We start from the raw sequence: 25,642 nt of genomic DNA, 5'->3' as shown, positions 1-25,642 counted from the left end.
GCGCAGACAGTGCCGCAGGCCCATTCAGTCTGGGTCATCTTATGCCGCTGGCGCCCGCCTCGGTCATGGAGCTTTGGCGCCAGTCTTCGAAAAGGAAGCAGGCCGGCACGAGGCCGGCCTGCTTGATCGTAAGAATTACTGCGCGGGCGCAGCAGGTGCTGCCGGAGCCGGTTCGGCCGGTTTCGTTGCGTCAGGAGCCGGGGCGACCGGCTTCATCGGCTCCTCGGCGGCCGGCGGATTGGTGCTCTGGGTGGTGGTGTTGTCGGTGCCGCTGTCGCTGCACGCCGCAACGCCTAGCAGCGCCAGCGCCGAAAGGGACGCCAGAATGAGCTTCTTCATGATATCTCTCCTTCAACAAGCGCTCACATTCTGGTGAGCAGCCGAAGCAGGAATGCATCAGCCGGCCTTGAGTTTCGTAACGTTGCATTTCCGCATGTAACATCATCCAGGCGATTGCCGGCCGCCGAATGGCGCACTAACAGGATAAGCCAAGCACCAGATTACGCAGGAAAAATGCCGGGAGCCGCGATGACCGAAAAATGGGACTTCTGGATCGACCGCGGCGGCACTTTCACCGACGTCATCGGCCGCGACCCGCAAGGCCGGCTGCATCCCCGCAAGCTGCTGTCAGAAAATCCCGAAGCCTATGCGGATGCAGCCATCCAGGGCATTCGCGAGCTGCTTGACCTGAAATCCGGCGCCGCCATTCCGCCCGGGCTGATCGGCGACATCAAGATGGGTACCACCGTCGCCACCAATGCGCTGCTCGAGCGCAAGGGCGACCGTGTGCTCCTCCTCATCAGCAAGGGTTTCCGCGACGCGCTTCGCATCGCCTATCAGGCGCGCCCGGACATTTTCGCCAAGGAGATCATTCTTCCGGAACAGCTCTACGAGCGAGTCATCGAGATCAACGAGCGCGTGCGCGCCGATGGTCGCGTCGAACGCCTGCTCGATATCGCCGCCTGCCGCCCTGCGATCGAACAGGCCAAAGCCGATGGCATCGATGCGGTCGCCATCGTCTTCATGCATGCCTGGAAATATCCCGACCACGAGAAGGCTGTGGCGAAAGTCTGCCGCAAGCTCGGCTTCGGCCAGGTCTCGGTCAGCCACGAGGTCTCGCCGCTGATCAAGCTGGTCGGCCGTGGCGACACCACCGTGGTCGATGCCTATCTGTCGCCGATCCTGTCGCGCTATGTGCAAAGGGTGGCAGGAGAACTGGGCGCCGGCCCCCGCCTTATGTTCATGATGTCGTCGGGCGGGCTGACCGCCGCCGACATGTTCCAGGGCAAGGACGCGCTTTTGTCCGGCCCCGCCGGCGGCGTCGTCGGCATGGTCGAGACGGCGAAGCTCGCCGGCTTCGGCAAGGTCATCGGCTTCGACATGGGCGGCACCTCAACCGATGTCGCTCACTATGACGGCGAATACGAGCGCGCCTTCGACACCGAGGTCGCCGGCGTGCGCATCCGCGCGCCGATGATGCGCATCCACACCGTTGCCGCCGGTGGCGGCTCGATCCTGCACTATGAGGCCGGCCGCTTCCGCGCCGGTCCCGATTCCGCCGGCGCCAATCCCGGCCCGGCGGCTTACCGGCGCGGCGGCCCGCTCGCCGTCACCGACGCCAATGTCATGCTCGGCAAGCTGCAGCCCGACTTCTTCCCGGCGATTTTTGGACCGGGCCAGAACGAACCGCTCGACATAACGACTGTGCGCGAGAAATTCACCGCGCTGGCCGCCGAGATCGGCGATGGCCGCTCGCCTGAGGCGGTCGCCGAAGGCTTCGTCACCATCGCCGTCGAGAACATGGCCAACGCCATCAAGAAGATCTCGGTGCAGCGCGGCTATGACGTCACCGAATATCTCCTGAACTGCTTCGGTGGCGCCGGTGGCCAGCATGCCTGCCTGGTCGCCGATGCGCTCGGTATGGAAGCTGTGCTGATCCATCCCTTCTCCGGCCTGCTTTCGGCCTATGGCATCGGCCTGTCGTCGGTGTTCGCCTCGCGCCAGCAGGCGCTGCTCAAGCCGCTCGCCGAAGAGTCCAGGACGGCGATCGACGCGCTCATCGCGACGTTGAAGAAAGCCGTCATCGCCGAACTCGCTGTACAAGGCATCGCCGAGGGCGCCGTCGCCTCCAGGCCTCTCCTGCAGATCCGCTATGACGGCACCGATACCGCGCTGCCGGTGAATTTCGCCGACGGCTCGATCTTCCAGGCCAGGCGCGATTTCGAAGCCGCTCACAAGGCGCAGTTCGGCTTCGTCTATGACGACAAGCCGATGATCGTCGAGACCGTCGGTGTCGAAGGCACCGACACCGGCGGCGGCGGCCGCGACGAAAGTGAATCGGAAACCGAAGATCTTGCCGCAGGCCCTTCCAGGACGCGCAAAATCTTCACCGAAGGCGAATGGCGCGAAGCCGGCATCTTCCGGCGCGAAGCGCTCAAGCCCGGCAACAGGGTCGCTGGCCCCGCTTTGGTCATCGAGCCGAACCAGACCATCGTCGTCGAGCCGGGCTGGCAGGCCGAGATCACCGCCAGGAACCATGTGCTGTTGCGGCGCACCGAGAAGAAGCGCCGCCAGGCAGCGCTCGGCACCGAAGCCGATCCGGTCATGCTGGAGGTCTTCAACAACCTCTTCATGTCGATCGCCGAGCAGATGGGCGTGACGCTGCAGAACACCGCCTATTCGGTCAACATCAAGGAACGGCTGGATTTCTCCTGTGCCGTCTTCGACCGCCATGGCGCGCTGGTCGCCAATGCGCCGCACATGCCGGTGCATCTCGGCTCGATGGACCGCTCGGTCGAGACCATCATCCGCCTGAACTCAGGCGACATCCATCCGGGCGACGTCTTCGCCTTGAACGCGCCCTACAATGGCGGCACGCACCTGCCCGACATCACCGTGGTGACGCCGGTGTTCGACGATGCGCGCAAGGAAATCCTGTTCTGGGCGGCTTCGCGCGGCCACCACGCCGATGTCGGCGGCACCGCGCCCGGCTCCATGACGCCGCTCGCCACCACGGTCGACGAGGAAGGCGTTCTGTTCGACAATTTCCGCATCGTCGATCGCGGCCGCTTCCGCGAGAAGGAACTGGAGACGCTGCTGACCGACCACCCCTACCCGGCCCGCAATCCGCACCAGAACGTCGCCGACCTCAAGGCGCAGATTGCCGCCAACGAGAAGGGCGTTGCCGAATTGCGCAAGATGGTCGCGCATTTCGGCCTCGATGTCGTCGAGGCCTATATGGGCCATGTCCAGGACAATGCCGCCGAAAGCGTGCGGCGCGTGCTGGAACGGCTGCCCGACACCTCCGACTATGAATATCCCACCGACACCGGCCAGGTGATCAGGGTCAGGATTTCCGTCGATCGGCAAAAGCGCGAGGCAACGGTCGACTTCACCGGAACCTCGAAGGTCGAGAAGAACAATTTCAACGCGCCGGAACCCGTCGCCCGCGCCGCCGTGCTCTATGCCTTCCGCGTCATGGTCGAGGACATGATCCCGATGAATGCCGGCTGTCTCAGGCCGATCAACATCGTCATCCCCGACGGCTGCATGCTGAAACCGTCCTATCCGGCCGCCGTCGTCGCCGGCAATGTCGAGACCTCGCAGCATGTCACCAACGCTTTGTTCGGCGCCATGGGCGCGATGGCCAATGCGCAGGGAACGATGAACAATCTCACCTTCGGCAACAAGCAATACCAGTATTACGAGACGATCTGCTCGGGCTCGCCGGCCGGCCGGATGAATTCCGGCCGCGGCTTTGCCGGCACCTCCGGCGTCCACACCCACATGACCAATTCCCGCCTCACCGACCCGGAAGTGCTGGAACTGCGCTTCCCCGTGCTGCTCGAGGACTTCCACATCCGCGAAGGCTCGGGCGGCAAGGGCAAATGGAGCGCCGGCGACGGCACAAGGCGCACCATCCGTTTCCTCGAAAAGATGGAATGCGCGATCCTGTCCTCGCATCGCAACCGGCCGCCGCAGGGTCTGGACGGCGGCGGCGATGGCGAGGCGGGCTCCACCAAGGTCCGCCGCAACAATGGCGCCGTCGAGTTGCTGAAGGCCTGCGACCAGACCGTGCTCGACGCCGGCGAAGCCGTCATCCTGACGACGCCGACGCCGGGAGGGTTTGGCAAGGCCTGATCTGGCGTCAACAGGCTGTCACCAGCCTGTCATGACCCTGCGCTACCCGCTTGCGCCAACACAAACGGGGAATCACCTTGCCATGACGGACGTTTCCGGAGATCTGGTTTTTCGCCGCGGCAAGGAAGTTGGAAAAGCTGTCTACCAGAACCGCCCGCTGTCGAAGGCCGGCATGTCGGAGCGGCTCTTCGCCTTCCTGTTTTCCGGCCTCGTCTATCCGCAGATCTGGGAAGACCCCGATGTCGACATGGAGGCCATGCAGCTTGGCGCCGGCCACCGCATCGTCACCATCGCATCGGGCGGCTGCAACATCCTCGCCTACCTGACGCGCTCGCCGGAACGGATCGACGCCGTCGACCTCAACGCAGCCCATATCGCGCTGAACCGCATGAAGCTCGAGGCGGTGCGCCGCCTGCCCTCGCAGGGCGACCTGTTCCGCTTCTTCGGCGCCGCCGACACCAGCCACAATTCGGAAGCCTACGACCGCTTCATCGCGCCGCATCTCGATCCGGTCAGCCGCCACTACTGGGAGCGCCGGAACTGGCGCGGCCGCCGGCGCATCGAGGTCTTCGACCGCAATTTCTACCAGACCGGCCTGCTCGGCCTGTTCATCGCCATGGGCCACCGCGTCGGCAAATTCTTCGGCGTCGACCCTGCCGGCATCATGCAGGCCAGCAACATCGGCGAGCAGCGCCGCTTCTTCAACGAGGAGCTGTCGCCGGTTTTCGAAAAGCCGCTGCTGAAATGGGCGACGTCGCGCAAGGCTTCGCTGTTCGGCCTTGGCATTCCGCCGGCGCAGTACGATTCGCTGATCACGTCGGGCGACGGCACGATGGCCAGCGTGCTGAAGGCTCGTCTGGAAAAGCTCGCCTGCGATTTTCCGCTGAATACCAACTATTTCGCCTGGCAGGCCTTTGCCCGCCGCTATCCCGAGCCCGGCGAAGCCGCGCTCCCCGCCTATCTCGAAAAGCGCAACTACAAGGTGATCCGCGACAATATCGACCGCGTCGCCATCAACCACACCAACCTGATCGATTTCCTCGCCGCAAAGGATGCGGGCTCCGTCGACCGCTTCATCCTGCTCGACGCGCAGGACTGGATGACCGACGACCAGCTCAACGCGCTCTGGGCGGAAATCACCCGCACCGCATCTGTCGGCGCCCGCGTCATTTTCCGCACCGCGGCCGAGCCCAGCCTGCTGCCGGGCCGCGTCTCCAATTCGCTGCTTGACCAGTGGAGCTACGAGGACGAGGCCTCGCGCGACTTCTCGGCGCGCGACCGTTCGGCCATCTATGGCGGCTTCCACCTCTATGTGAAGCGCTGATGAGCACCACCGAGCTGCCGGCCAGCCATGCCGAGCTGATGGACGGTGTCTATCGCTGGCAGCGTCACATCTATGACCTCACCCGCAAATATTATCTGCTCGGCCGCGACCGGCTGATATTGGGGCTGGACGTGCCGCTAGGCGGCACTGTTCTGGAACTCGGCTGCGGCACCGGCCGCAACATCATCCTCGCCGCCCGCCGCTATCCCGACGCGCGCTTCTTCGGCCTCGATATTTCGGCGGAAATGCTGGAGACGGCGGCAGCCGCCATCACCCGTGAAAACCTGTCCGGCCGCGTCACGCTGGCGCGTGGCGACGCCACCGATTTCGACGCCGGCGCACTGTTTGGTGTCGCGCGTTTCGACCGCGTGTTCGTGTCCTATTCGCTGTCGATGATCCCGGGCTGGGAAAAGACGGTTTCGGCGGCGCTCGCCGCGCTTGCGCCAGGCGGCTCGTTGCATGTCGTCGATTTCGGCCAGCAGGAAGGCCTGCCGCGCTGGTTCCGGGCGCTGCTGCGCGGCTGGCTGAGGAAGTTCCACGTCAAGCCGCGCCAATCGCTGCGCGAGGTTCTGGAATCAGAATCTCGACGAACCGGCGCAACCTTCCGTTTCCGCACGCTTTATCGCGGCTATGCGTGGCTCGGCGTCATCGGAAAGTCCGTCAATGCGTCGTGAGTTGTGTCAGCCGTGCATCGACGAGGTCTAGAAGTTCCTGCATCAGCTCTTCGCAGTCTTTGAATCCTTCACGCTTCCATTGAATGTTTCGCGCGTAGCTTGCCGCAGCGTTCCGAAATTCGCTTAACTCATATCGGGTCAATGCGCCCAGGTCGGCATGATTGTAACCGTGGTCGAAGCTCTCCTTGAGTGTGGTTAGGTAAGGTCTCTCACCGATCGTACCGATCGCGTACTCGATGATCGAATAGATTATTCGCCTACCGCCACCCCATACAGGCAGATCATCGCCGACACTTAAAACGCCCAACCTTGGTCTCTCCTCGGCAAGCTATTTGAGCGCCTTCACCAGCGCACCCACCATGGTCTGCGGGCGATAGCCGAGCTTGGCTGGCGTGAGCCCCAGCCGCACCACCACCAGCTGCTCGGAGGAAATGATGGCGACCGTCTGTCCGTCATGGCCTTCCATCCAGTAGGTGTCCTTGGGCAGTCCCGCCGCTACGCCGGCGCCGGGGTTTTCCTCATCGCCCGGCCCTTCGATCCATAGCTGGCCCTTGCCATAGACCTTCGAGGCCGCCGCCGGCTGCCGCATCCAGTCGACGAAGCCGGCGGGCAGGACCTGATTGCCGTTCCAGACCCCGCCCTGCAGCAGGAACTGACCGAAGCGCGCCCAGTCATGCGCCGTGGCATAGAGATAGGACGAGCCGACAAAGGTGCCCTGCTCGTCGGTTTCGAGCACGGCGCTGTGCATGCCGAGCGGCTCGAACAGTGCCGTCCGCGGCCAGGTCAGCGCCTTGGCCTTGTCGCCGATCGCGTCCTGCCACAACCGCGACAGCATCACCGCCGTGCCGCTCGAATAGGAGAAAACCTTGCCGACCTCGCCAGTCAGCGGCTTGGCTTCGGCGAAACCCGCCATGTCGGGCTCGAGATAGAGCAAGCGCGTCACGTCGGCGACGTCGCCATAATCCTCGTTGAACTCCAGCCCGCTCGACATCGCCATCAGGTCGGCAAGGCTGATGGCGGCGCGGCCGTCCGCCTTCCAGGGCGTGAACAGGCCCTTGTTGTCGATCGCCATCTTGCCGTCCCTGACCAGCGTGCCCACGATCGCGGCATTGACCGTCTTGGTCATCGACCAGCCGAGCAGCGGCGTCCTTGCGGAAAAGCCGTCGCCATAGCGCTCGGCGACGATATGGCCATTCTTCACCACCACCACCGCCCGCATGCCGGTGCCGGCCATGGCCGCGTCATCGACGATCTTCGCGATCTCGGGGTTTTGCGAGGCGTCAACGCGTTCGCCCTCCGGCCACAACGCATCCTGTCTGGCCGCGGCCGGCTCGGCATAGATCGCCGTCTGCCGCGCCTTGCCGGTGTTGCCGTCCGGTACCGAAGCGCAGCCCAGCCCGTCGCGCGCGACGGCGACGCTTCTGCCGAGCACGCCGAACAGGCCCGCCGAGACCATGCCGCGTTCCCTGTCCACCGACACTCTCATCAGCCCGAGCAACGGATGGCCCGGCGCCTGGACATCGACGGCCAGCACCTCGTTGGCGTCGCGCCCGGCGATGAAGACGTTCGAGCAGACGATCTTGGCCGAATAGCCGGAACCGACACGGATCAGTTCCGGCGGCGAGACATAGAGCCAGGCGACCAGCGCGGCGATCGCCAGCACGACCAGGCCGAGCAGCCATTTGACGGTCTTGACAAGGATCCGCATTTCTCCCCCTGCGTGTGGCGCCCGCTTTATGCCATCGATTTGCCGCCATTGCTGCCTCAAAATCGCGGCTGTTGTCGAGCGCCGTCAACCGAATATCAACCATGATCGGCGATCACGGAGAGAGCGGACGGTCCTGTGGGGTGATCGTCCGGCGGGGACGGCCAGGGGGCCACCCGAAACGACCCATCAGCGGCCGGCTGAACCCGGCTCAGGAGTAGCGATGCGCCGTCTTGCGGCCCTCATCATGCTGACGCTGCTTGGCGCCTGCTCGACCGTTGACGACCTCACGCCGGTGATGTCCTCCAGCAGTCCGATGGTTGCGGTGCGCGCGCCGCGCTTCGAGGATTCCAAGCCGCATGAGTGGGACAGCGGCGCGCCATGGAACTACGCCATCCACGGCACCGACGTGTCGAAATACCAGACATCGGTGGACTGGCCGGCGGCCAAGGCGAGCGGCATCTCCTTCGCCTTCATCAAGGCGACCGAGGGCGGCGACCGCTTCGACGAGTATTTCAACGAGCATTGGGCGCGCACGAGAGCCGCTGGAATCCCGCGCGCGGCCTATCATTTCTTCTATTTCTGCACGCCCGCCGCCACGCAGGCGCGCTGGTTCATCGCCAACGTCCCGAAAGACCGTTCGGCGATGCCGCCGGTGCTCGACATGGAATGGAACCCGAAATCGCCGACCTGCCGGCCGCGGCCCGACGCGGCCACCGTGCGCGCGGAGATGACCACCTTCCTCGAAATGGTCGAGAGGCACTACGGCCGGAAGCCGATCATCTACACTTCGATCGACTTCTTCGACGACAATGGTCTGGCCAACTTCCGCGGCTATCCTTACTGGCTGCGCTCGGTCGCCGGCCACCCGCGCCAGAAGTATGGCAGCCATCCTTTCACCTTCTGGCAATATACCGGAACCGGCATCGTTCCGGGCATGACCGGCAAATCCGACATCAACGTCTTCAACGGCTCTGAAGCCGCCTGGAACAAGTGGCTGCGGCAGAACACCCGTTGACATAAGCCTTCCTGCCTGCTTTTCGACACGACCAGCGGCGATGTATTGAGCTGCTGGCAGTCCGGAGCGGCGTACCAGGCGGGTGCCCGAGGACGCTCCTGAGTTTTGAATCACGCATGGTCCTGGCCAGAACCGGTTCGGGTTCGGCGGGGTATGCGCCGGTTTCGAAAGGGAAGCGATGCGATTGCGTGTTGAAATCTTGGCAGCGCTGGTTGTCGGCGTTCTTGCCTGGCCGGCGGCGGCGCAGGAATGCGGTGACGATTTCAACACCTGGAAGCAGGGCGTGGCAGCGGAAGCCAAGGCGGCCGGCGTTGGCGCCGTCGGCCTGGAGGCGCTGGAACAGGCTAGCCTCGACGACAAGGTTCTGGCGCGCGATCGCGCCCAGGGTGTCTTCACCCAGACCTTCACCGAATTCTCCAACCGCATGATCTCGGCCTACCGGCTGAAACAAGGCGCGGCCAATCTGAAGAAATACGCCGACGTCTTCGCCCGCGCCGACCAGGAATTCGGCGTGCAGGCGCCCGTCATCGCTGCCTTCTGGGCGCTCGAGACCGATTTCGGCGCCGTCCAGGGCGATTTCCACACGTTGAGCGCGCTGGTGACGCTCTCCCACGACTGCCGCCGCCCCGAGCTCTTCCGGCCTCAGCTCGTGCCGCTGCTGACGCTGATCGACCGCGGCGTGCTGCCGGCCGACGTGACCGGCGCCTGGGCCGGCGAGATCGGCCAGACGCAGATCCTGCCGACCGACTACCTTGCACGCGGCGTCGACGGCGACGGCGACGGCATCGTCGACCTGCGCCGCAGCGTGCCGGACGTGATCATGACCACGGCCAACAAGGTGCTGTCGCGCGGCTGGAAGCGTGACCAGCCCTGGATAGAGGAAGTCCGCGTGCCTGACGACATGCCCTGGGACCAGACCGGCCGCACCAACAAGCTGCCGCTGTCGCAATGGGCCGGCTGGGGTGTCACCAACCCGGATGGCACGCCGATCGTCGACAACGGCCTCAAGGCCGGGCTGGCGCTGCCCATGGGGCGCAAGGGACCGGCCTTCCTCACCTACGACAATTTCGACGTTTATCTCGAATGGAACCAGTCCTTCACCTATGCGCTGACCGCGGCCAATCTCGCCGCCCGGCTGGCTGGCGCCCCGCAGCTCGATCCGCGCAACCCCGAGCCCGGCCTCAACGGCGACCAGATGAAGGCGCTGCAGACCAAGCTCGAGGCCAAGGGCTATGACGTCGGCACGGTGGACGGCATCCTCGGCACCAACACCCGCGAGGCGATCCGCAAGGAGCAGATGCGTCTTGGCCTGCCAGTAGACGGCTGGCCGACGCCGGAGCTTCTGGCGAGACTGTAATCGCTGGCGCGAGCACGTGAAAGCAGTGCATGAGCGGCTTCGACCCAAAGAACAGCTACACGCCGATTACCGCGCCTCCGAAACCGTGGGGTGACATCGAGGTGTTCTACGCCTCACTCACCCAAGAATCGTTCGATCAACAGCCTTTGGTCGATCTCATTCGCCACATCCGCTCCGCATATGCAGAGGGCAGGTTCTACGCTTTCACTTCGATGCACACGCTGGTCATCAGCGTGAACAATCCCATTGAATTCAATCGCGAGAACCTGCGCGTTGACTACCTCCCCGACGATCGTGAGTGGGAATTCACCTACTTTTCAAAGCCCTTCAAGGCGGCCGAATTCAGCAGACGCTATCCTGCGCCACTGGGCATCGAGAAATTCGACAATTTCGTAAGGATGATCGGCTGGTAGGCCACATCTCCAACGGATTTCAATCCGCCATCGTCTCAAGGCTGGCGAAGCCCTGCGGCACATCGCCCTCGTCGAAGGGTGTCGTCACCTCGACGAAAGTGTCGGGGAAGAAGCCGTTGAAGCGGGTTCGCAGCGACAGTGAGTAGGCGCCGATATGGCCGATCTCGATCCAGTCGCCGGTGTCGACCGTTTCCGGCAGCCAGAACGGTCTCGACAGGATGTCGACCGAATCGCAGGTCGCGCCGCAGACCTTGAACGGCACGATGTTCTTCTCTTCGCCGTTGCGCGAGCGGATCGCCGGATCCGGAATGAAGCGCGCCGGCAGCGTGATCTTGCCGGTCCATGAATCCGACAACGACGCCCAGATACCGTCATTGATGTAGAGCCGCTTGCCCTTGCGCAACAGCACGCGCACGATCAGCGACAGGCAGCGCGCCACGATCACGCGCCCCGGCTCCGCCACCAGCGGCATCTGATCGAACTGATATTCCTTCAGGTCGCCCGCCAGCCGCGACATGATCTGGCCGAGCGACGGCATCTCGACCAGCTTTCGGTTGGGATCATGGCCATACTCGGCCGGAAAGCCGCCACCGACGTCGAGCCCGGCAATGTCGAAGGTCACCCGGTTGCGCACCCAGTCGGCCGAAGCCAGAGCCCGCTCGTAGGTGTCGGGGTCCTCGATCTGGCTGCCGACATGGAAGCAGAGCCCCACCTTGTAGCCGGTACGGTTGAGCCGCTCGGCCAACTCCACCGCATAGGCCGGACCGGCGCCGAATTTCTTCGACAATTCGTAGGCCGCCGACCCTTTCGTCTGGATGCGCACGAAGACGGTGATGGCGCCGGGATCGATGTCCAGCGCCCGCACCACCCTGGTCAGCTTGGTGATCTCGTCCTCATGGTCGAGCGAGATGACGCGGATGCCATATTTCTCCAGCGCCAGCTTGATATCGGACTGCGCCTTGACCGGGTGCATGTAGAGCATCTCGGCATCGGACGAGACGGCGCGCACGGCTGCGAACTCGCCGGGCGAAGCCACGTCGAAGGCGGTGACGCCGGCCTCGACCAGCGCCTTCAGCACGATCTGCTCGCCATTTGTCTTGACCGCATAGGCGGTCTTGCCGGGAAACATGCCCATGAACTGCACGGCGTCGGCTTTCAACACCTGCGGGCGAAAGCAATAGACAGGATCGTCCGGACGAAGCGCCAGCGCCGCCTCGCGGGCATTCTCGAATCGCTGCATGGACGAATCCCTCGAACTAGGCTGTGCACAATTAATCCAAGCTAGCGGCTAAAGAAAACAATTCTGTGTCTCCATCCATTACCGCTGCTGAGTTACGCCGGTTGCCGGAGGCGCTTGGCCATCGGTCAGGTTTCGGGTGGCCCTTGCGGTGCAGGCGGATATGACTTGAACGGAGTTTGGCAGGCCGCTCATGTCGGCCGGTCCGGAGGATGACGACATGGCGACAACAGCCACGGCCGCCGCGACACGCGGACCGATGACGCTTTCTGACTGGGGACAACTGCTTTTGCTCGGTGCGATCTGGGGCGGCTCGTTCTTCTTCGCCCGCATCGCCGTCTCGGAGCTGTCGCCCCTGGTGCTGGTGCTGTTCCGGGTCGCCATCGCAGCGGCGGCGCTCCAGCTCTATCTGGCGGTGCGCGGCCCTTCCTTCCGCCTCGCCTTCCCGCATGCCGGCCTGTTTTTGCTGCTGGCGCTTGCCAACAACGTTGTTCCCTTCTCGCTGATCTTCGCCGGCCAGACAGAGCTTGGCGCAGGTGTCGCCTCGGTGCTCAACGCCACCACGCCGTTCTGGACCCTGGTCCTCGCCAATGCGCTGACATCAGACGAAAAACTATCCTGGAACAAGCTTGCCGGCATCGCGCTCGGCATCGCCGGGACGGCGGTGATGATCGGTCCCGGCCTGCTTGCCGGGCTCGGCGGTCCGGTCTGGGCGAAATTCGCGCTGATAGGCGCCTCGCTGTCCTACGCCATCGCGCTGATGATTGCCCGCCGCTTCAAGGGCGTGCCCTCGCCGGTCATCGCCACCGGACAATTGACCGCTTCGACCATCATCATGATCCCGGTCGTTCTCGCCACCTACGGCCCGGCCGGCCTGTTCTCGGCCTCTGCTCCGGTCTGGGCGGCGGTGCTGGGGCTGGCGCTGCTCTCCACCGCCTTCGCCTACATCCTCTATTTCAACCTTGTCGCCTCGGCCGGCGCGACCAATGCCTCGCTGGTCACGCTGATCGTGCCGGTCAGCGCCATGCTGCTCGGTTTCCTGTTCCTTGGCGAGCGGCTCGAACTGTTCGAAATGGGCGGCATGGCATTGATCGGTCTGGGCCTCGTCACCATCGACGGACGCCTGTTCGGCCAACGCTGACGCTGGTTGTTCGGTTGGACGCATGGGCGATCCAGGTAGTTTGGTTGGCTCCCGCACCGCGCATTCCGAACCGAGTGTCGACGCAGTTGGGCATTCCGAGTCGACCTTGGTAGCGCTGCCATGCCCCGCTTCCGCCGCAGGTCCGCCACAATTTATTCACAAGCCTTGAGCCGGCTTTTGCCGAAGAGTTTCAATGCCTAACGGTAACACCCAGGTCGCAAATTCCACAATCACGTCGCATTGCAGCATATTTTCCGCTTGCCTGTGGCACAAATGACCCTAGACTCCTGCCATAGCTCTTAAGAGGAGGCTATGACATGGGACTGACGAGGCCAATCAACGCATTGATGATTTGTGCAGCGTTCGCATTCATCGGCGCCCTTATCATAGGCGTTCTTCCGTAACCGCCAGAGCGGAAGAAAGCACCAGCTGACAGTCAAACCAATTTCGAAAGGCCGGGTTTTCACCCGGCCTTTTGCATTTCACGTCGATGCGAAGAAATCAGGCCGCCGCCGAGCCCGCCGCTTCCGCTTCATGCGAGCGGATGCCGATCATATGGCAGATGGCAAAGACCAGGTCGGCGCGGTTCATCGTATAGAAATGGAAGTCGCTCACGCCACGTTCGACGAGGTCGAGCACCTGCTCGGCGGCCACGGCGGAGGCCACCAGCGCATGCGTCTGCGGGTCGTTTTGCAATCCCTCGAAACGCTCGGCCAGCCAGGCCGGCACCAGCGCGCCGCAGCGCGCCGAGAAATTGGCGACCTGGGTGAAATTGTGCACCGGCAGGATGCCCGGCACGATCGGAATGTAGATGCCGGCCCGCCGCGCCCGCTCGACATAGCGCTCGTAGAGATCGTTGTCGAAGAAGAACTGGGTGATCGCCCGCGTCGCGCCATTGTCGGCCTTGCGCTTCAGCATGTCGAAGTCGGTGGCGAAGTCGGGGCTTTCCGGATGCTTTTCCGGGTAGGCAGAGACAGAGATGTCGAAATCGCCGGCGCTCTTCATCGCGCCGACCAGCTCGGCGCCATTGGCATAGCCTTCGGGATGCGGCTTGTAGGCGGTGCCGACGCCTGCGGCCGGATCGCCGCGCAGCGCAACGAAGCGGGTGACGCCCATGTCGGCGAATTCGCGCACCACGGCGTCGACCTGATCGCGGGCGGCGTCGACGCAGGTCATGTGCGCGGCCGGCGTCAGCGTCGTCTCGTTGAGGATGCGCTTGACCGTGCGGGCGGTGCGCTCGCGCGTCGAGCCGCCGGCGCCATAGGTCACCGACACGAATTTCGGCTTGAGCGGCTCCAGCCGGGTGACGGTGTCCCACAGCCTTGCTTCCATCTCGTCCGTCTTCGGCGGGAAGAACTCGAACGAAACCCGGACCTTGTCGCCAATGTCGGGCCGACGGGAAAAACGGAACTGGTTCATCAGGCGGTTTCCCTCAGCTGCTGGCTGTCATTGGAAGGATCGGCGATCAGCATGCGGCGGTCGCGGCCGAGCCACAGCTTGACGGTGAGCCTGGCCTCGGCCTGGCCGCGCGGCTCGAATTCCTGGCTCTCCTCGAGCGCGAGACCCGCCTCGGCGAACCACTCGGCGATCTGCCGGTCGGAAAAGCCGAGCCGCATATGCGCATGCTGGTCGCGCAGGAACTCCAGCGTATGCGGCGCGAAATCGACGATCACCAGCCGGCCCGCCGGCCTCAGCAGCCTGGCCGCCTCGCGGATGGCGCGGGCGGGGTCATCGAGATAGTGCAGCACCTGGTGGATGGTGACCAGATCGAAGGCGTCGCGCTCGACCGGCGGCGCGAAGATGTCGCCCTGCCGCACCTGCGCATTGGCGATGCCCGCCTTGTCGAGATTGGCGCGCGCTACCGTCAGCATCTCACGCGACATGTCGATGCCGACGCCGCGCCGGTAGAGCGGCGAAAAGATCTCGAGCAGCCTCCCGGTGCCGGTGCCGAGGTCGAGCATCGACTGGAATGGCCGCTTGCCGACGAGCTTGAGCAGCGCTGCCTCGACGGCGCGGTCCGGCACATGCAGCGAGCGGATGTGATCCCAGCTCGCGGCATTCTCGGAGAAATATTCGGCGGCGCGGTCCTGCCGCTTGCGCTTGACCGCGGCCAACCGCTCGAGGTCGCGCTCGACCTGAGGGTCGGCGCCGCGGATGCCGGAAACCAGCCGCAGCACGAAATCGCGCGCGGCATCGGTATCCGACAGGCGGAAGAAGGCCCACGACCCCTCCTGGTAGCGCCCGATCAGTCCCGCCTCCAGCAGCAGCTTCAGGTGGCGCGAAACGCGCGGCTGCGACTGGCCGAGAATTTCGGTAAGATCGGAAACGGTAAGGTCCCCGCGCGACAGCAGCGCCAGGATGCGCAGCCGGCTGGATTCGGCCGCCGCCTTGAGGGTGTCCACCATCGTGTCGAGCGAAACATGCATGAGTGTTTCTCTTTGAAAAAGATATAAACATATGTTTATGTCGATTTTGGCGACCATGCAAGACCAATGTCGCTTCCGGACAAGAAAATGACGCATGCATGATCCACAGGCGGAAACCGGTTTTCGGATGAACGAGGCGAGAACCATGTTCGAGGCGCGCGAGGGCGAAAGACTTTTGGAATCTGATCCGGCCGCCATGCCGGCGGATGGCCATGTCGTCTTCATCGGCCGCATCGCCTCGCCATGGACGAGCCGCGAGACCTGCCCGAAGAACATGCGGGCCGCCCGCGAGACGGGACAGGCGGCGGTGCTGACGATCGACCCGCTTTATCGCGAGGGCCTGGCAGGCCTCGACCGCGCCAGCCATGTCGTCATCCTGTCCTGGCTTGATCGGGCGCCGCGGAATCTGATTGTGCAGAAACCCCGCCATGCCGTTGAGCCGAAGGGCGTTTTTTCGCTGCGTTCCCCTGCCCGGCCGAATCCGGTCGGGCTGCATGTGGCGAGGCTCGTCGCCCTCGACATCGAGGCCGGACGCCTCGAACTCGACGCCATCGACGTGCTCGACGGCACGCCGGTCATCGACGTCAAACCTTATTTCGCCTCGACCGATGCGTTTGCCGAGGCCGTCATTGCTGGACGCGACGAGCGATGAAGGCACCGACCAACCGCCGCCGCGCCATCGCCAAGGCGCTGACCACGCTCTTGCCGCTGGCGCCGTACGCCGACATAGAAAAGATCCGCGCCGACGCCGGCTCGGCACGTCTGCACAATCTGCCGGCGTCGATCTCGGTCTGGCTGGCGACGATCGCCCATATCCGCCACGTCCATACCGACTACGAGAAGCTGCTGGCCGAGGGCTATGACCGCGACTCCGCGCGCTTCTTCGTCATCGAGCAGACCAACATCGTGCTGACCCGCTGGCGCGCCACACGCCTGCTGGAATCCGACGACGAGGAGGAATGAGGCGATGCCGGGTGGCACGCTGTCCGCGCCGCCCGCGCCTCTGGCGAGGCCAAACAGCACCGTGGGCTGGCTCTATTTCATTTGAGGCAACGCGCTAGCCTGCTCCCGCCATATCGAGCAAGGACGAATGCCATGAGCCAGACCACTGCCTGGAGGGCCACCGGAGCGCTCCCCGCTCTCTCGGACCGCCACATCGATCCGCACGCCTATCCGGATGGCGTCGCCTTCCTCGACGGCCAGTATCTGCCGATGTCGCAGGCCAAGATCTCGGTGCTGGACTGGGGTTTCCTGCATTCCGACGCCACCTACGACACCGTCCATGTCTGGGACGGCAGTTTCTTCCGGCTGGACCTGCATCTCGACCGCTTCTTCGGCGGGCTGGAGAAGCTGCGCATGACAATCCCGTTCGACCGGCAAGCTGTGGCCGAGATCCTGCACGATTGCGTGGCGCTGTCCGGCCATCGCGCGGCCTATGTCGAGATGCTGTGCACGCGTGGCACTTCATCGACCTTCAGCCGCGATCCACGCCAGGCAGTGAACCGTTTCATGGCTTTCGCGGTGCCGTTCGGCTCGGTCGCCAATGCTGAGCAGTTGCGCCGCGGCCTGCATGTCGCGATCAGCGACAAAGTGCGCATCCCGCCCGCCTCGATCGACCCGTCGATCAAGAACTACCACTGGCTCGACCTCGTTCGCGGTCTCTACGATGCCTATGACCGCGGCGCCGAGACCGCGCTGATCCTCGACTTCAACGGCAATGTCGCCGAAGGCCCAGGCTTCAACGTGTTTTGCGTCAAGGACGGCAGGTTGTCGACGCCGGCCGTCGGCGTCCTGCCCGGCGTAACCCGGCGCACCGTCTTCGACCTCTGCGCGGAAGCCGGGCTTTCCGCAGTCCAGGCCGATGTCGGCGTGGCCGCCCTGAAGGCCGCCGACGAGGTCTTCATCACCTCGACCGCGGGCGGCATCATGCCGGTGACGACGATCGACGGCGCTCCGGTCGCCGACGGCAAGGTCGGGCCGATCACCGACCGCCTGATGGCGCTCTACTGGCAGAAGCACCAGGACCCGGCCTGGTCGAGCGCAGTGCGCTATCCCTGATCGATTGGACGCCTCGCTCCAAAAAGATTCTGACTCGCCTCTGGAAAATCGCCGAAGGCGCCGTATATGGCAAAAACGGAGAAGCCTCCGTTTATCCCAAAATCACGGCCCGTACGGGCAAGGATCTTAGATCATGGCAAACAAGGTTTGGTTCATCACCGGATCGTCGAAGGGTTTTGGCCGCGTCTGGGCCGAGGCGGCACTCGCCCGAGGCGACCGTGTCGCCGCGACTGCCCGCGATGCCGGCACCCTCGCCGATCTCGTCGCTAGATATGGCGACAACGTCGCCGCCATCCAACTCGACGTCACAGACAAGCAGGCCGTCGACGCCGCGGTCGCCGAGGCGCACAAACGTTTCGGCCGCTTGGACGTCGTCATCAACAATGCCGGCTATGGCCATTTCGGCGCCATCGAAGAAGTCAGCGAACAGGAAGCTCGCGACCAGATCGAGACCAATGTGTTCGGCGCGCTTTGGGTGACCCAGGCCGCCTTGCCGATCATGCGCGCGCAGCGTTCCGGCCATATCATCCAGATCTCGTCGATCGGCGGCGTCAACGCCTTTGCCTCGCTCGGCCTCTATCATGCCTCGAAATGGGCGCTGGAGGCCTTCAGCCAGACGCTCAGCCTGGAGGTCGCGCAGTTCGGCATCCATGTCACGCTGGTCGAGCCGGGCGGTTTCTCAACCGACTGGGCGGGACCGTCAGCCAAGGTGTCGAAAGCGATGGAGGCTTACGCGCCCGCCCGCGCGGCCATGGCTGAACGCCGCAGCCGCGCCGTCGCCGGCGATCCCGAGGCCACCGGGCCTGCGATGCTCGCCATCGTCGATGCGGCCGAGCCGCCGCTTCGGGTCTTCTTCGGTGATGGCGGCCTGCCGATGATCAAGCAGGAATACGCCAACCGCATCGCCACTTGGGAAAAGTGGGATCACGTCTCGGTCTTGGCGCAAGGCGCAAACAAGAACCGCAAGGCGGCCTAACGCGCCTTTGAATGCAGGCTGCGTCGCCTCGCGGCGCAGCCCTGCCTTCGCTCTATTGCCGAGCTAGGCTCGATAAATCCACTGCTCTGGCACCCGAACCGAGATCTCGTCGCCGGCCCTGATCGTGCCCGGCTTCTCGACCCAGGCGACGAGGCCGCGCAGGCGTTTCGCCGCTTTCGGGAACAGCAGCGCGCCGGCTTCGTGGTCGGCCATGCCGGCATTCTCGGCGATCGAGCGTCCGGCGATGCGGCACGGTCCGTTCTGCGCGTCGATCTTGATGGTGACGCCGCCCTTGAAGAACAGCAGCGTGCCGGACGGCAGCATGGAGAGGTGCGGCAGCCCTTCGATCAGGAGATTGGCGCCGATCCATTCCGGCTTGATTTCGGCCAGCCCCATCCGCTCCGCGACGATGGCCAGCTCGTCCGCCGCCACGATCGACAACTGCCGCTCGTTGCGCATCTCGGTGCCGCGCGGATACCAGGGTTCACGACCGCCGGAACGGCGCGTGGCGCCGGCGTGGAAGTCGCCGTCTATGCCGTCGAAGCCGAGCCGCAGCTCGTCAACCGCTCGCGTCTCGAAATGGTCGAACGGCGCGACATAAAGTGCCGTAACCTTCGCCGCGAGTTTGCGCGCGGGGACGATCTCGGCAGGGGTCTCCGCCCCGGGGAAAAGATCCATTGTGCTCGCCATCTCTTGCATGCCTTGGCTTAGCCGAAGTCGCCGGACAGGGTCCAGTCGAAAGCACTGATGATCCAATCAAGCGCCTTGATGGCGTATCGCCGGATCACGATCTTCTTACCCTGATTTCGTCTTGCGCCGCATTGCCGCCGCGCGGGCACGATCCGATAGTCATGCTCTCGGAGGAGGCATCATGCATCCCGCTCCTGCAATCGCCGCGCTGTGGCTGATTTGGGTCGTATCATGGCTCGCGGCGGCATTTTGGGCCGACCCAGCGGCAAAGCGCGCCGGCTTCCGGGAGGAAGTTCGTTATCGCGCCCTGTGGACGATCGGCGCGATCATGCTGTTCGTGCCGACGCACGGCTATGTCGGCCGGTTCCGGCTTTGGATGCCGACCCTCACGGAGGCCTGGATCTGCGTCGCGCTGATAGCAATCGGCCTCGCCTTCTCCTGGTGGGCCAGGCTGCATCTCGGCCGGCTGTGGTCGGGCACGGTCACCACCAAGGCTGGTCACCGCGTGGTCGACACCGGCCCCTATCGGCTGGTCCGGCATCCGATCTACACCGGCCTGCTTCTGGCGCTACTCGCCACCATGGCGGCGAAGGGCACGGTCTGGGGTGTGGCTGGCGCCGCCTTCCTCATCGTAGGCATCGTCGTGAAGGCCAGGCTGGAGGAGAGCTTTCTGCGCGGCGAGCTGGGTACGGCCTATGAGGATTATGCCAGGCGCGTGCCGATGCTAGTGCCCTTTGCGCCCAATTGAGGCACCTGGGTATGTTGAGATTCAGGTCAGGCCGAGCCGAAAACGGTGGGTTCCGAGAACCGAAGCGGAGCGTACTTTAGGTACGTGAGTGCCGGAAGCGCAGGAAGCCGCCGTTTGCAGGCCGCCATCACCTGAATATCGACATTCCCCTCAGAGCATCTTGAGTAGGGCGCCGCCGATCGAATAGCCGGCGCCGAAAGCGCAGATCAGGCCGAAATCCCCGGCCTTCATGTCGGCGTGGTTTTCCGACAGCGCGACGATGGCGCCGGCACCGGCGGTGTTGCCGAGCCGTTCCAGCACCATCGGCGCGCGGTCGTGATCGACCTCATGGCCGAAGGCGAGCTTCAGGATCATCGCATTCATGCGCGCATTGGCCTGGTGCAGCCAGAAGCGCCTTATCGCCTGTGGCGTCAGCCCATGCTCGGCCAGGAACTCGACGATGAATTTGTGGCCGGCGACGGTGACTTCCTTGAACACCTTGTTGCCGACCTGCTTGATCAGGTTCCCCTCCAGATCGATCCTGTAGGGATCGTCCTGGGCGGTGCGGGTGTGGTAGCCGAGATTGGTGCGGATGTTGTTCGACATCTGCGTCCAGGTGCGCGTGTCCAGCACCTCGAAGCGCCCTGGCCGCTTCTCGCCCTGGTCGAGCCCCTCGACGATCATGGCGACCGAAGCATCGCCGAAGATGAAATGCGTCTGCCGGTCGCGGAAGTTGAGATGGCCGGTGATGATCTCCGGCGTCGAGACTAGCACCCGCTTGTGCGCACCCGCCCGCACGAGGTTTGCGGCTATGTGCAGCGCGGCCGCCGCCGAGGAACAGCCGAGCCCCATGTCGAAGCCGGCGCCCTTCGTGCCCAGCGCCTGCTGCATCTCGATGGCGATCGCCGGATAGGGCCTCTGGTGGTGCGAGGCCGAGCAGATGACGAGGTCGATGTCGGACGGCTGCAGACCGGCATGGTCGAGCGCCTTCCTGGCGGAGGCGATGCCGAACTCGGCCTCAATCGAAATTGCATCGTCCGGACGCGCCGGAATGCGCGGCGCCATGCGGATGGGGTCCAAAATGCCTTCGCGTTCGACGACATGGCGGGTCTGGACACCCGAGGCATGGACGATGAAGTCGCTGTCCGACTTCTGCAGCAACGCCTCGCCGGTGACCTCACGCCGCGCATTTTCCGTGTCGACCCAGGCATTGAAGCTGGCGACCAGCTCTTGATTTGTGATGACGGGTTCGGGGATTTCAGCGCCGATGCCGCTGATGATGACGCGATGCATTTCCAACCCGTCCCATGCGCAGGCGTTGAGGGCTTGATGTGGGCGCGGATACGGCCCGTTGCAACACTTGTCGCATTTGGCCGGTTTATGCCAGCTTAAATCGAATGCGTGGGATTACCAGGCGCAGAGCTTGGTGTTGGTCTGCGGGTTGTCCCAGCAGGCGCCGTCATCGCGGCTGCGTACGAACTGGCCCGGCAGCGACACGTTGCGGCGGCCGAGATTGACATAGCCGTAGGCAAAGCCCGGAGTGTCGATTTCAAGCACATAGGTCGGATAGCCGGGCGCTCGCGACCGCGCATATGCAGCCGCCCAGAACCACCTTGCTCAGCGCCATCATCCAGCCCCGCCAGCCCGGCAACCGACCCCGATCCAGGCTGGAAGACTGCGCACGGTCGCGAAATACGGTCAAGCGCTCGTGATGAGTGCGGCACGGCATGCCTGACGCTTCCTAAACAGGACGGCGCGCGACGATGAAAATCCTCGGAAAGCGCAGCAGCACCTTGCCGTTCGCGGTCCTTGGATAGGCCTTCGCGATCCTTGCCGTGTAGCGGTCGAGGAACAGCTTGCGCTCGTCCGCGTCGAGCGGATCGAGAAACGGCTTCAGCCCCGTCGACTTCACCCATTCGACGATCGCCTCGGCATCGGCAAGCGGGTGGTTGTAGATCGTGTGCCAGATGTCGAGCCGGTCGCAGTAGGGCGACAGCAGATCGTAGTAGAACGACACCTGCGGCAGCGGCTCGCGCGCGGCGCTTTTCAGCTTTTCGGCAAACGGCATTTCGGCCGCCGTCTCGCGCATTTCCCGGTGCGAGGGCTCGCCGAGATTGTCGGGCATCTGCACGGCGAGCGTGCCGTGCGGGCTCAAGAACCCCATCAGCCGCTGGAATATCGCCGGATGCTCCGGCAGCCACTGGAACACCGCGTTGGCGAAGATGACGTCGACCGGCTTGTCCGGCTGCCAGACGGAGGCATCGGCGAGACCGAAGGTCACATTCGGCAGCCGCGCCCTCGCCTTCTCGATCATGTCCGGAGAGGTGTCGAAGCCGCTGACTTCGGCATCCGGCCAGCGTTGGACCAGCAGCTCGGTCGAATTGCCCGGCCCACACCCGATGTCGACGACCCGGCGCGGGAAGTCGACGGGAACTTGTGCCGCCAGGTCCCGCGCGGGCCGCGTGCGCTCGTCCTCGAACTTCAGATATTGGGCGGCGGACCAGTCAGCCATTTCCGAACCTCGCTTGTTCGCCGCCCCTGGACTGCTCCTACCGCGTCAGCCGCTTGTGCGTCATGCGGTGCGGGGCCGCCGCTTCCGCGCCGAGGCGGCGAAGCTTGTCCTTCTCGTATTCCTCGAAGTTGCCCTCGAACCATTCGACATGCGCATCACCCTCGAAGGCGAGCATATGCGTGGCCATGCGGTCGAGGAACATGCGGTCGTGGCTGATGATGACCGCGCAGCCGGCATAGGCTTCCAGCGCGTCTTCCAGCGCGCTCAGCGTTTCGGTGTCGAGGTCGTTGGTCGGTTCGTCGAGCAGCAGCACATTGCCGCCACCCTTCAGCATCTTGGCCAGATGGACGCGGTTGCGCTGGCCGCCGGAGAGGTTGCCGACCTTCTGCTGCTGGTCGCCGCCACGGAAGTTGAACGACGAGCAATAGGCACGGCTGTTGACCTCGTGCTTGCCGAGCTTGATGACTTCGGCGCCGCCGGAGATCTCTTCCCACACCGTCTTGTTCGGATCGAGCGCGTCGCGGCTCTGGTCGACATAGCCGAGCCTCGCCGTCTCGCCGATGCGGACCGAGCCGGCATCCGGCTTTTCCTGGCCGGTGAACATCTTGAACAGCGTCGTCTTGCCGGCGCCGTTCGGGCCGATGACACCGACGATGCCGCCGGGCGGCAGCTTGAACGACAGATCCTCGATCAGGAGCTCGTCGGCGAAGCCCTTGTTGAGGCCCTCGACCTCGATGACGACGTTGCCGAGGCGCTCACTGGCCGGGATGACGATCTGCGTATCGGTCGGCTTGCGGTTCTGCGACTGCTCGACCAGTTCCTCATAGGCCTTGATGCGCGCCTTGGACTTGGTCTGGCGCGCCTTCGGCGAGGACTGGATCCACTCGCGCTCGCGCCAAATCGCCTTCTGCCGGGAGTCGTCCTCGCGGCCTTCCTGGATCAGGCGCTTGGCCTTGGCGTCGAGATATTTGGTGTAATTGCCCTCGTAGGGGATGCCGCGGCCGCGATCGAGTTCGAGGATCCAGCCGGTGACGTTGTCGAGGAAGTAGCGGTCGTGGGTGATGATCAGCACCGAGCCCGGATAGTCGCGCAGGTGCTTTTCCAGCCATTGCGTGGTTTCGGCGTCGAGATGGTTGGTCGGTTCGTCAAGCAGCAGCAGATCGGGCTGTTCCAGAAGCAGCCGGCAGAGCGCCACGCGGCGGCGCTCGCCGCCCGACAGGTTGGTCACCTCGGAATCGGCCGGCGGACACTGCAGCGCGTCCATCGCCATCTCGACCTGCTGCTCGAGGTCCCACAGGTTGAGCCGGTCCATCTCGTCCTGAAGCTTGGCGGACTCGTCGGCCGTCTCGTCGGAATAGTTCATCATCAGCTCGTTGTAGCGCTCGATGATGGCGGTCTTCCTGCCGACGCCGTCCATGACGTTTTCGCGAACGGTCTTGCTGTTGTCGAGCTGCGGCTCCTGCGCCAGGTAGCCGACGGTGGCACCCTCGGCCAGCCACGCCTCGCCCTGAAACTCCTTGTCGAGCCCGGCCATGATGCGCAGGATCGTCGACTTGCCCGAGCCGTTGGGGCCCAGAATGCCGATCTTGGCATCCGGATAGAACGACAGATGAACGTTATCGAGCACCTTCTTGGTGCCATAGGCCTTCGACAGGCCGGACATGTGATAGATGAACTGGCGTGCCACGCGCGCTTTCCCTGGAACTGAAGTGTCAAACTGGACGGAGGTTGCGCGCTATGTAGGCGATGCAGCGCCGAACGGCAATCGCTTTCGGTGCCGCGGCCCGATCACCAAACGCTCATCAGCCTGCAAGCATTCGGTTGTCGTCGTCCTTTTTCGGCGCGCCAAGTGTCGATGCGCAAGCACCGATTAATCATTTCCCGGCAAAACGGAGGTGGATGGCAATCGCCGGTTGATGGCGATTTCAGCGAAAAGGACGGATCGACGGCGTTGTTGAACAGTTTTCTGCTCCTTGCCGAAGCGGTTCTCTATTTCGGCGTCATGGTCACGCTGTTCCGCTTCAGGGCGCGCATCGGCCTCGGCGTCTTCGTCTGCGCGCTCGGCGTCATGCACTTCCTCGAGACCTATCTCGCCAGCGTCTTCTACGTCGCCCTGCCCTTCGGCATGGTGTCGCCGGGCTCGGCGGTGCTGTTCTCGGGCAAGCTGGTGATGCTGCTGTTGCTCTACATCAAGGAAGACGCGGCGACGGTGCGGCAGCCGATCTACGGCCTGCTGCTCGGCAATGCCCTGATGATCGGTCTGGTGCTGATCCTGCGCCTGCACGCGATCTCGCCGCTTCCGGACGGCAAGGCTCCCGATATCGGCTTCATCGACCAGATGGGCTGGCTGATGGTGTGGGGCACGTCGCTGCTCTTCGTCGACGCCATATTGATCATCCTTCTCTACGAAAAGCTCGGCCGCTACCTTCGCGATCACCTGTTTGCCCGCATCCTCGTCTCCGTCGCCTGCGTGCTGAGCTTCGACCAGGCGGGTTTCTTCACCGCCCTGCATTTCGTCGCCGGGGCGCCGATCGCCGTCTTCTTCGGCGGCTGGTACGCCAAGATGAGCGCCGCCCTTGCCTACAGCCTGATGCTGGTTGCCTATCTGCGCTGGTTCGAGGCCCGGCAGATCGCCGCGCCGCGCGGGCTTTCCGACATTTTCGACACACTGACCTATCGCGAGCGCTACGAAGCGCTGGTCAAGCATGTCGGACGCGACGGCCTGACCGGTCTCCTGCATCGCGGCAGCTTCGAAACCGACGGCCAGGCGGCAGTCGCCGCCAGCCAGCGGACGTCGAGGCCGCTCAGCCTGCTGATCGTCGACGTCGACCATTTCAAATCGATCAACGATCGCTTCGGCCATGCCGAAGGCGACAACGTGCTGAAGTCGATCGCCGCCGTGCTCACCGAAGCCGCCGGCGTCGAACACCAGGTGTTCCGCATCGGCGGCGAGGAATTCGCCATCCTGTGCCAGCAGCCGCACGCTGTCGCGAGGCTGCTTGGCGAAAGCATCAGGCATTCGGTCAAGGCATCCGCCAGCACCAGCAGGTTCGAGCTTACCGTCAGCGTCGGCATCTCCACCCTCAGCGAGACCAGCAATGGCCTTGCCGATATCTTCGCGCTGGCGGACCAGCGTCTCTACCAGGCGAAATCAGCCGGCCGCGACCGCGTCATCGGCGAGCTTGGCGCCGACGAGGCCGAAGGCCGCATAGGCTGGACAAGGTCGGCGTAGGGCACCGTCGGC

Annotated in this window: 24 protein-coding genes; 13 read left to right on the top strand and 11 right to left on the bottom strand. The window is 64.2% G+C overall.

The window, feature by feature from the left end; translation table 11 throughout:
* Positions 1-135: 135 nt before the first annotated feature.
* On the bottom strand, positions 136-339 hold the full coding sequence (locus JG743_RS13100) for a hypothetical protein (RefSeq protein WP_202300758.1): 204 nt from the start codon (positions 337-339) through the stop codon (positions 136-138).
* Between the two features lie 189 nt (positions 340-528).
* Here JG743_RS13100 and JG743_RS13095 point away from each other — a divergent pair, with 189 nt between their 5' ends.
* The 3 genes from JG743_RS13095 to JG743_RS13085 are packed head-to-tail and all read left to right on the top strand — an operon-like array spanning position 529 to position 6,138.
* Positions 529-4,140, top strand: coding sequence for a hydantoinase B/oxoprolinase family protein (locus JG743_RS13095; protein ID WP_202300757.1), 3,612 nt, complete (start codon positions 529-531; stop codon positions 4,138-4,140).
* 31 nt (positions 4,141-4,171) lie between these two features.
* A complete protein-coding gene (locus JG743_RS13090) occupies positions 4,172-5,464 on the top strand; it encodes a DUF3419 family protein (protein WP_202300756.1) in 1,293 nt (430 codons plus the stop codon).
* Entirely contained in the window at positions 5,464-6,138 is a 675-nt protein-coding gene (locus JG743_RS13085) for a class I SAM-dependent methyltransferase (RefSeq protein WP_202300755.1), read from the top strand. Before JG743_RS13090 ends, JG743_RS13085 begins: the two co-directional genes overlap by 1 nt.
* Here JG743_RS13085 and JG743_RS13080 read toward each other — a convergent pair.
* Together JG743_RS13080 and JG743_RS13075 are read right to left on the bottom strand one after the other, a co-directional pair.
* The gene (locus JG743_RS13080) at positions 6,125-6,445 is read right to left on the bottom strand and encodes a hypothetical protein (protein ID WP_202300754.1); all 321 of its coding nucleotides are present in this window, start codon (positions 6,443-6,445) and stop codon (positions 6,125-6,127) included. The genes JG743_RS13085 and JG743_RS13080 overlap by 14 nt on opposite strands.
* A 21-nt stretch (positions 6,446-6,466) precedes the next feature.
* Positions 6,467-7,846 carry a serine hydrolase domain-containing protein gene (locus JG743_RS13075; protein WP_202300752.1) on the bottom strand — a complete coding sequence of 460 codons (1,380 nt, stop codon included), beginning with the start codon at positions 7,844-7,846 and terminating at the stop codon, positions 6,467-6,469.
* Between the two features lie 220 nt (positions 7,847-8,066).
* Here JG743_RS13075 and JG743_RS13070 point away from each other — a divergent pair, with 220 nt between their 5' ends.
* From JG743_RS13070 to JG743_RS13060, 3 genes are all read left to right on the top strand, one after another.
* Positions 8,067-8,861: a glycoside hydrolase family 25 protein gene (locus tag JG743_RS13070; RefSeq protein WP_202300749.1), complete on the top strand. Its 795-nt coding sequence runs from the start codon at positions 8,067-8,069 to the stop codon at positions 8,859-8,861.
* 178 nt (positions 8,862-9,039) lie between these two features.
* Positions 9,040-10,218, top strand: a complete 1,179-nt coding sequence (locus tag JG743_RS13065) for a lytic murein transglycosylase (RefSeq protein ID WP_202300747.1) — start codon at positions 9,040-9,042, stop codon at positions 10,216-10,218.
* 29 nt (positions 10,219-10,247) lie between these two features.
* Entirely contained in the window at positions 10,248-10,631 is a 384-nt protein-coding gene (locus JG743_RS13060) for a hypothetical protein (RefSeq protein WP_202300745.1), read from the top strand.
* A gap of 19 nt (positions 10,632-10,650) precedes the next feature.
* Here JG743_RS13060 and JG743_RS13055 read toward each other — a convergent pair whose 3' ends face one another.
* On the bottom strand, positions 10,651-11,871 hold the full coding sequence (locus JG743_RS13055; RefSeq protein WP_202300743.1) for an alanine racemase: 1,221 nt from the start codon (positions 11,869-11,871) through the stop codon (positions 10,651-10,653).
* A gap of 217 nt (positions 11,872-12,088) precedes the next feature.
* Here JG743_RS13055 and JG743_RS13050 point away from each other — a divergent pair, with 217 nt between their 5' ends.
* Positions 12,089-13,009 carry a DMT family transporter gene (locus JG743_RS13050; RefSeq protein ID WP_202300741.1) on the top strand — a complete coding sequence of 307 codons (921 nt, stop codon included), beginning with the start codon at positions 12,089-12,091 and terminating at the stop codon, positions 13,007-13,009.
* Between the two features lie 501 nt (positions 13,010-13,510).
* Here the strand turns inward: JG743_RS13050 and metF are convergent.
* The gene (gene metF, locus JG743_RS13045; RefSeq protein WP_202300739.1) at positions 13,511-14,428 is read right to left on the bottom strand and encodes a methylenetetrahydrofolate reductase [NAD(P)H]; all 918 of its coding nucleotides are present in this window, start codon (positions 14,426-14,428) and stop codon (positions 13,511-13,513) included.
* Positions 14,428-15,435 carry an ArsR/SmtB family transcription factor gene (locus JG743_RS13040; RefSeq protein ID WP_202300737.1) on the bottom strand — a complete coding sequence of 336 codons (1,008 nt, stop codon included), beginning with the start codon at positions 15,433-15,435 and terminating at the stop codon, positions 14,428-14,430. The genes metF and JG743_RS13040 overlap by 1 nt, the downstream gene beginning before the upstream one ends.
* Before the next feature lie 127 nt (positions 15,436-15,562).
* On the opposite strand from JG743_RS13040, the gene tsaA reads away from it, so the two are divergent.
* The 4 genes from tsaA (at position 15,563) to JG743_RS13020 (ending at position 18,469) form a co-directional block, all read left to right on the top strand.
* Complete coding sequence (gene tsaA, locus JG743_RS13035) at positions 15,563-16,087, top strand: tRNA (N6-threonylcarbamoyladenosine(37)-N6)-methyltransferase TrmO (RefSeq protein ID WP_244673133.1); 525 nt, start codon at positions 15,563-15,565, stop codon at positions 16,085-16,087.
* A complete protein-coding gene (locus JG743_RS13030; RefSeq protein ID WP_126053873.1) occupies positions 16,084-16,398 on the top strand; it encodes a DUF2293 domain-containing protein in 315 nt (104 codons plus the stop codon). The genes tsaA and JG743_RS13030 overlap by 4 nt, the downstream gene beginning before the upstream one ends.
* Before the next feature lie 132 nt (positions 16,399-16,530).
* Positions 16,531-17,493: a D-amino acid aminotransferase gene (locus JG743_RS13025; protein ID WP_202300726.1), complete on the top strand. Its 963-nt coding sequence runs from the start codon at positions 16,531-16,533 to the stop codon at positions 17,491-17,493.
* 133 nt (positions 17,494-17,626) lie between these two features.
* The gene (locus JG743_RS13020; protein WP_202300724.1) at positions 17,627-18,469 is read left to right on the top strand and encodes an SDR family oxidoreductase; all 843 of its coding nucleotides are present in this window, start codon (positions 17,627-17,629) and stop codon (positions 18,467-18,469) included.
* A 63-nt stretch (positions 18,470-18,532) separates the two neighbouring features.
* On the opposite strand, the gene JG743_RS13015 is transcribed toward JG743_RS13020, so the two are convergent.
* Positions 18,533-19,147 carry an MOSC domain-containing protein gene (locus tag JG743_RS13015; RefSeq protein ID WP_244673132.1) on the bottom strand — a complete coding sequence of 205 codons (615 nt, stop codon included), beginning with the start codon at positions 19,145-19,147 and terminating at the stop codon, positions 18,533-18,535.
* 193 nt (positions 19,148-19,340) lie between these two features.
* Between JG743_RS13015 and JG743_RS13010 the strand changes: the two genes are divergently transcribed.
* The gene (locus tag JG743_RS13010; protein WP_202300714.1) at positions 19,341-19,907 is read left to right on the top strand and encodes a methyltransferase family protein; all 567 of its coding nucleotides are present in this window, start codon (positions 19,341-19,343) and stop codon (positions 19,905-19,907) included.
* 150 nt (positions 19,908-20,057) lie between these two features.
* Here JG743_RS13010 and JG743_RS13005 read toward each other — a convergent pair whose 3' ends face one another.
* The 4 genes from JG743_RS13005 to ettA all read right to left on the bottom strand — a co-directional run bounded on the left by JG743_RS13005 (position 20,058) and on the right by ettA (position 24,085).
* Positions 20,058-21,179, bottom strand: coding sequence for a beta-ketoacyl-ACP synthase III (locus tag JG743_RS13005; protein ID WP_202300712.1), 1,122 nt, complete (start codon positions 21,177-21,179; stop codon positions 20,058-20,060).
* Positions 21,180-21,293: 114 nt separating this feature from the next.
* Entirely contained in the window at positions 21,294-21,443 is a 150-nt protein-coding gene (locus tag JG743_RS13000; RefSeq protein ID WP_244673131.1) for a hypothetical protein, read from the bottom strand.
* A gap of 184 nt (positions 21,444-21,627) precedes the next feature.
* Positions 21,628-22,398, bottom strand: a complete 771-nt coding sequence (gene tam / locus JG743_RS12995) for a trans-aconitate 2-methyltransferase (protein ID WP_202300710.1) — start codon at positions 22,396-22,398, stop codon at positions 21,628-21,630.
* 37 nt (positions 22,399-22,435) lie between these two features.
* Positions 22,436-24,085 carry an energy-dependent translational throttle protein EttA gene (gene ettA / locus JG743_RS12990; protein ID WP_202300708.1) on the bottom strand — a complete coding sequence of 550 codons (1,650 nt, stop codon included), beginning with the start codon at positions 24,083-24,085 and terminating at the stop codon, positions 22,436-22,438.
* A 264-nt stretch (positions 24,086-24,349) separates the two neighbouring features.
* On the opposite strand from ettA, the gene JG743_RS12985 reads away from it, so the two are divergent.
* The gene (locus JG743_RS12985; RefSeq protein ID WP_202300706.1) at positions 24,350-25,630 is read left to right on the top strand and encodes a GGDEF domain-containing protein; all 1,281 of its coding nucleotides are present in this window, start codon (positions 24,350-24,352) and stop codon (positions 25,628-25,630) included.
* Positions 25,631-25,642: the final 12 nt, after the last annotated feature.

Source organism: Mesorhizobium sp. 131-2-1 (assembly GCF_016756535.1).
Classification (GTDB): domain Bacteria; phylum Pseudomonadota; class Alphaproteobacteria; order Rhizobiales; family Rhizobiaceae; genus Mesorhizobium.
Note: the sequence above shows the minus strand (reverse complement) of the source record. Positions and strands in the feature narration are given on the sequence as shown.

Bases quoted from the DNA above. Each gene is read 5' to 3' on its own strand.
- JG743_RS13100 (WP_202300758.1), bottom strand. From the start codon at position 339: ATGAAGAAGCTCATTCTGGCGTCCCTTTCGGCGCTGGCGCTGCTAGGC.
- JG743_RS13095 (WP_202300757.1), top strand. From the start codon at position 529: ATGACCGAAAAATGGGACTTCTGGATCGACCGCGGCGGCACTTTCACC.
- JG743_RS13090 (WP_202300756.1), top strand. From the start codon at position 4,172: ATGACCCTGCGCTACCCGCTTGCGCCAACACAAACGGGGAATCACCTT.
- JG743_RS13085 (WP_202300755.1), top strand. From the start codon at position 5,464: ATGAGCACCACCGAGCTGCCGGCCAGCCATGCCGAGCTGATGGACGGT.
- JG743_RS13075 (WP_202300752.1), bottom strand. From the start codon at position 7,846: ATGCGGATCCTTGTCAAGACCGTCAAATGGCTGCTCGGCCTGGTCGTG.
- JG743_RS13070 (WP_202300749.1), top strand. From the start codon at position 8,067: ATGCGCCGTCTTGCGGCCCTCATCATGCTGACGCTGCTTGGCGCCTGC.
- JG743_RS13065 (WP_202300747.1), top strand. From the start codon at position 9,040: ATGCGATTGCGTGTTGAAATCTTGGCAGCGCTGGTTGTCGGCGTTCTT.
- JG743_RS13060 (WP_202300745.1), top strand. From the start codon at position 10,248: ATGAGCGGCTTCGACCCAAAGAACAGCTACACGCCGATTACCGCGCCT.
- JG743_RS13055 (WP_202300743.1), bottom strand. From the start codon at position 11,871: ATGCAGCGATTCGAGAATGCCCGCGAGGCGGCGCTGGCGCTTCGTCCG.
- JG743_RS13050 (WP_202300741.1), top strand. From the start codon at position 12,089: ATGGCGACAACAGCCACGGCCGCCGCGACACGCGGACCGATGACGCTT.
- metF (WP_202300739.1), bottom strand. From the start codon at position 14,428: ATGAACCAGTTCCGTTTTTCCCGTCGGCCCGACATTGGCGACAAGGTC.
- JG743_RS13040 (WP_202300737.1), bottom strand. From the start codon at position 15,435: ATGCATGTTTCGCTCGACACGATGGTGGACACCCTCAAGGCGGCGGCC.
- tsaA (WP_244673133.1), top strand. From the start codon at position 15,563: ATGAACGAGGCGAGAACCATGTTCGAGGCGCGCGAGGGCGAAAGACTT.
- JG743_RS13030 (WP_126053873.1), top strand. From the start codon at position 16,084: ATGAAGGCACCGACCAACCGCCGCCGCGCCATCGCCAAGGCGCTGACC.
- JG743_RS13025 (WP_202300726.1), top strand. From the start codon at position 16,531: ATGAGCCAGACCACTGCCTGGAGGGCCACCGGAGCGCTCCCCGCTCTC.
- JG743_RS13020 (WP_202300724.1), top strand. From the start codon at position 17,627: ATGGCAAACAAGGTTTGGTTCATCACCGGATCGTCGAAGGGTTTTGGC.
- JG743_RS13015 (WP_244673132.1), bottom strand. From the start codon at position 19,147: ATGGATCTTTTCCCCGGGGCGGAGACCCCTGCCGAGATCGTCCCCGCG.
- JG743_RS13010 (WP_202300714.1), top strand. From the start codon at position 19,341: ATGCATCCCGCTCCTGCAATCGCCGCGCTGTGGCTGATTTGGGTCGTA.
- JG743_RS13005 (WP_202300712.1), bottom strand. From the start codon at position 21,179: ATGCATCGCGTCATCATCAGCGGCATCGGCGCTGAAATCCCCGAACCC.
- tam (WP_202300710.1), bottom strand. From the start codon at position 22,398: ATGGCTGACTGGTCCGCCGCCCAATATCTGAAGTTCGAGGACGAGCGC.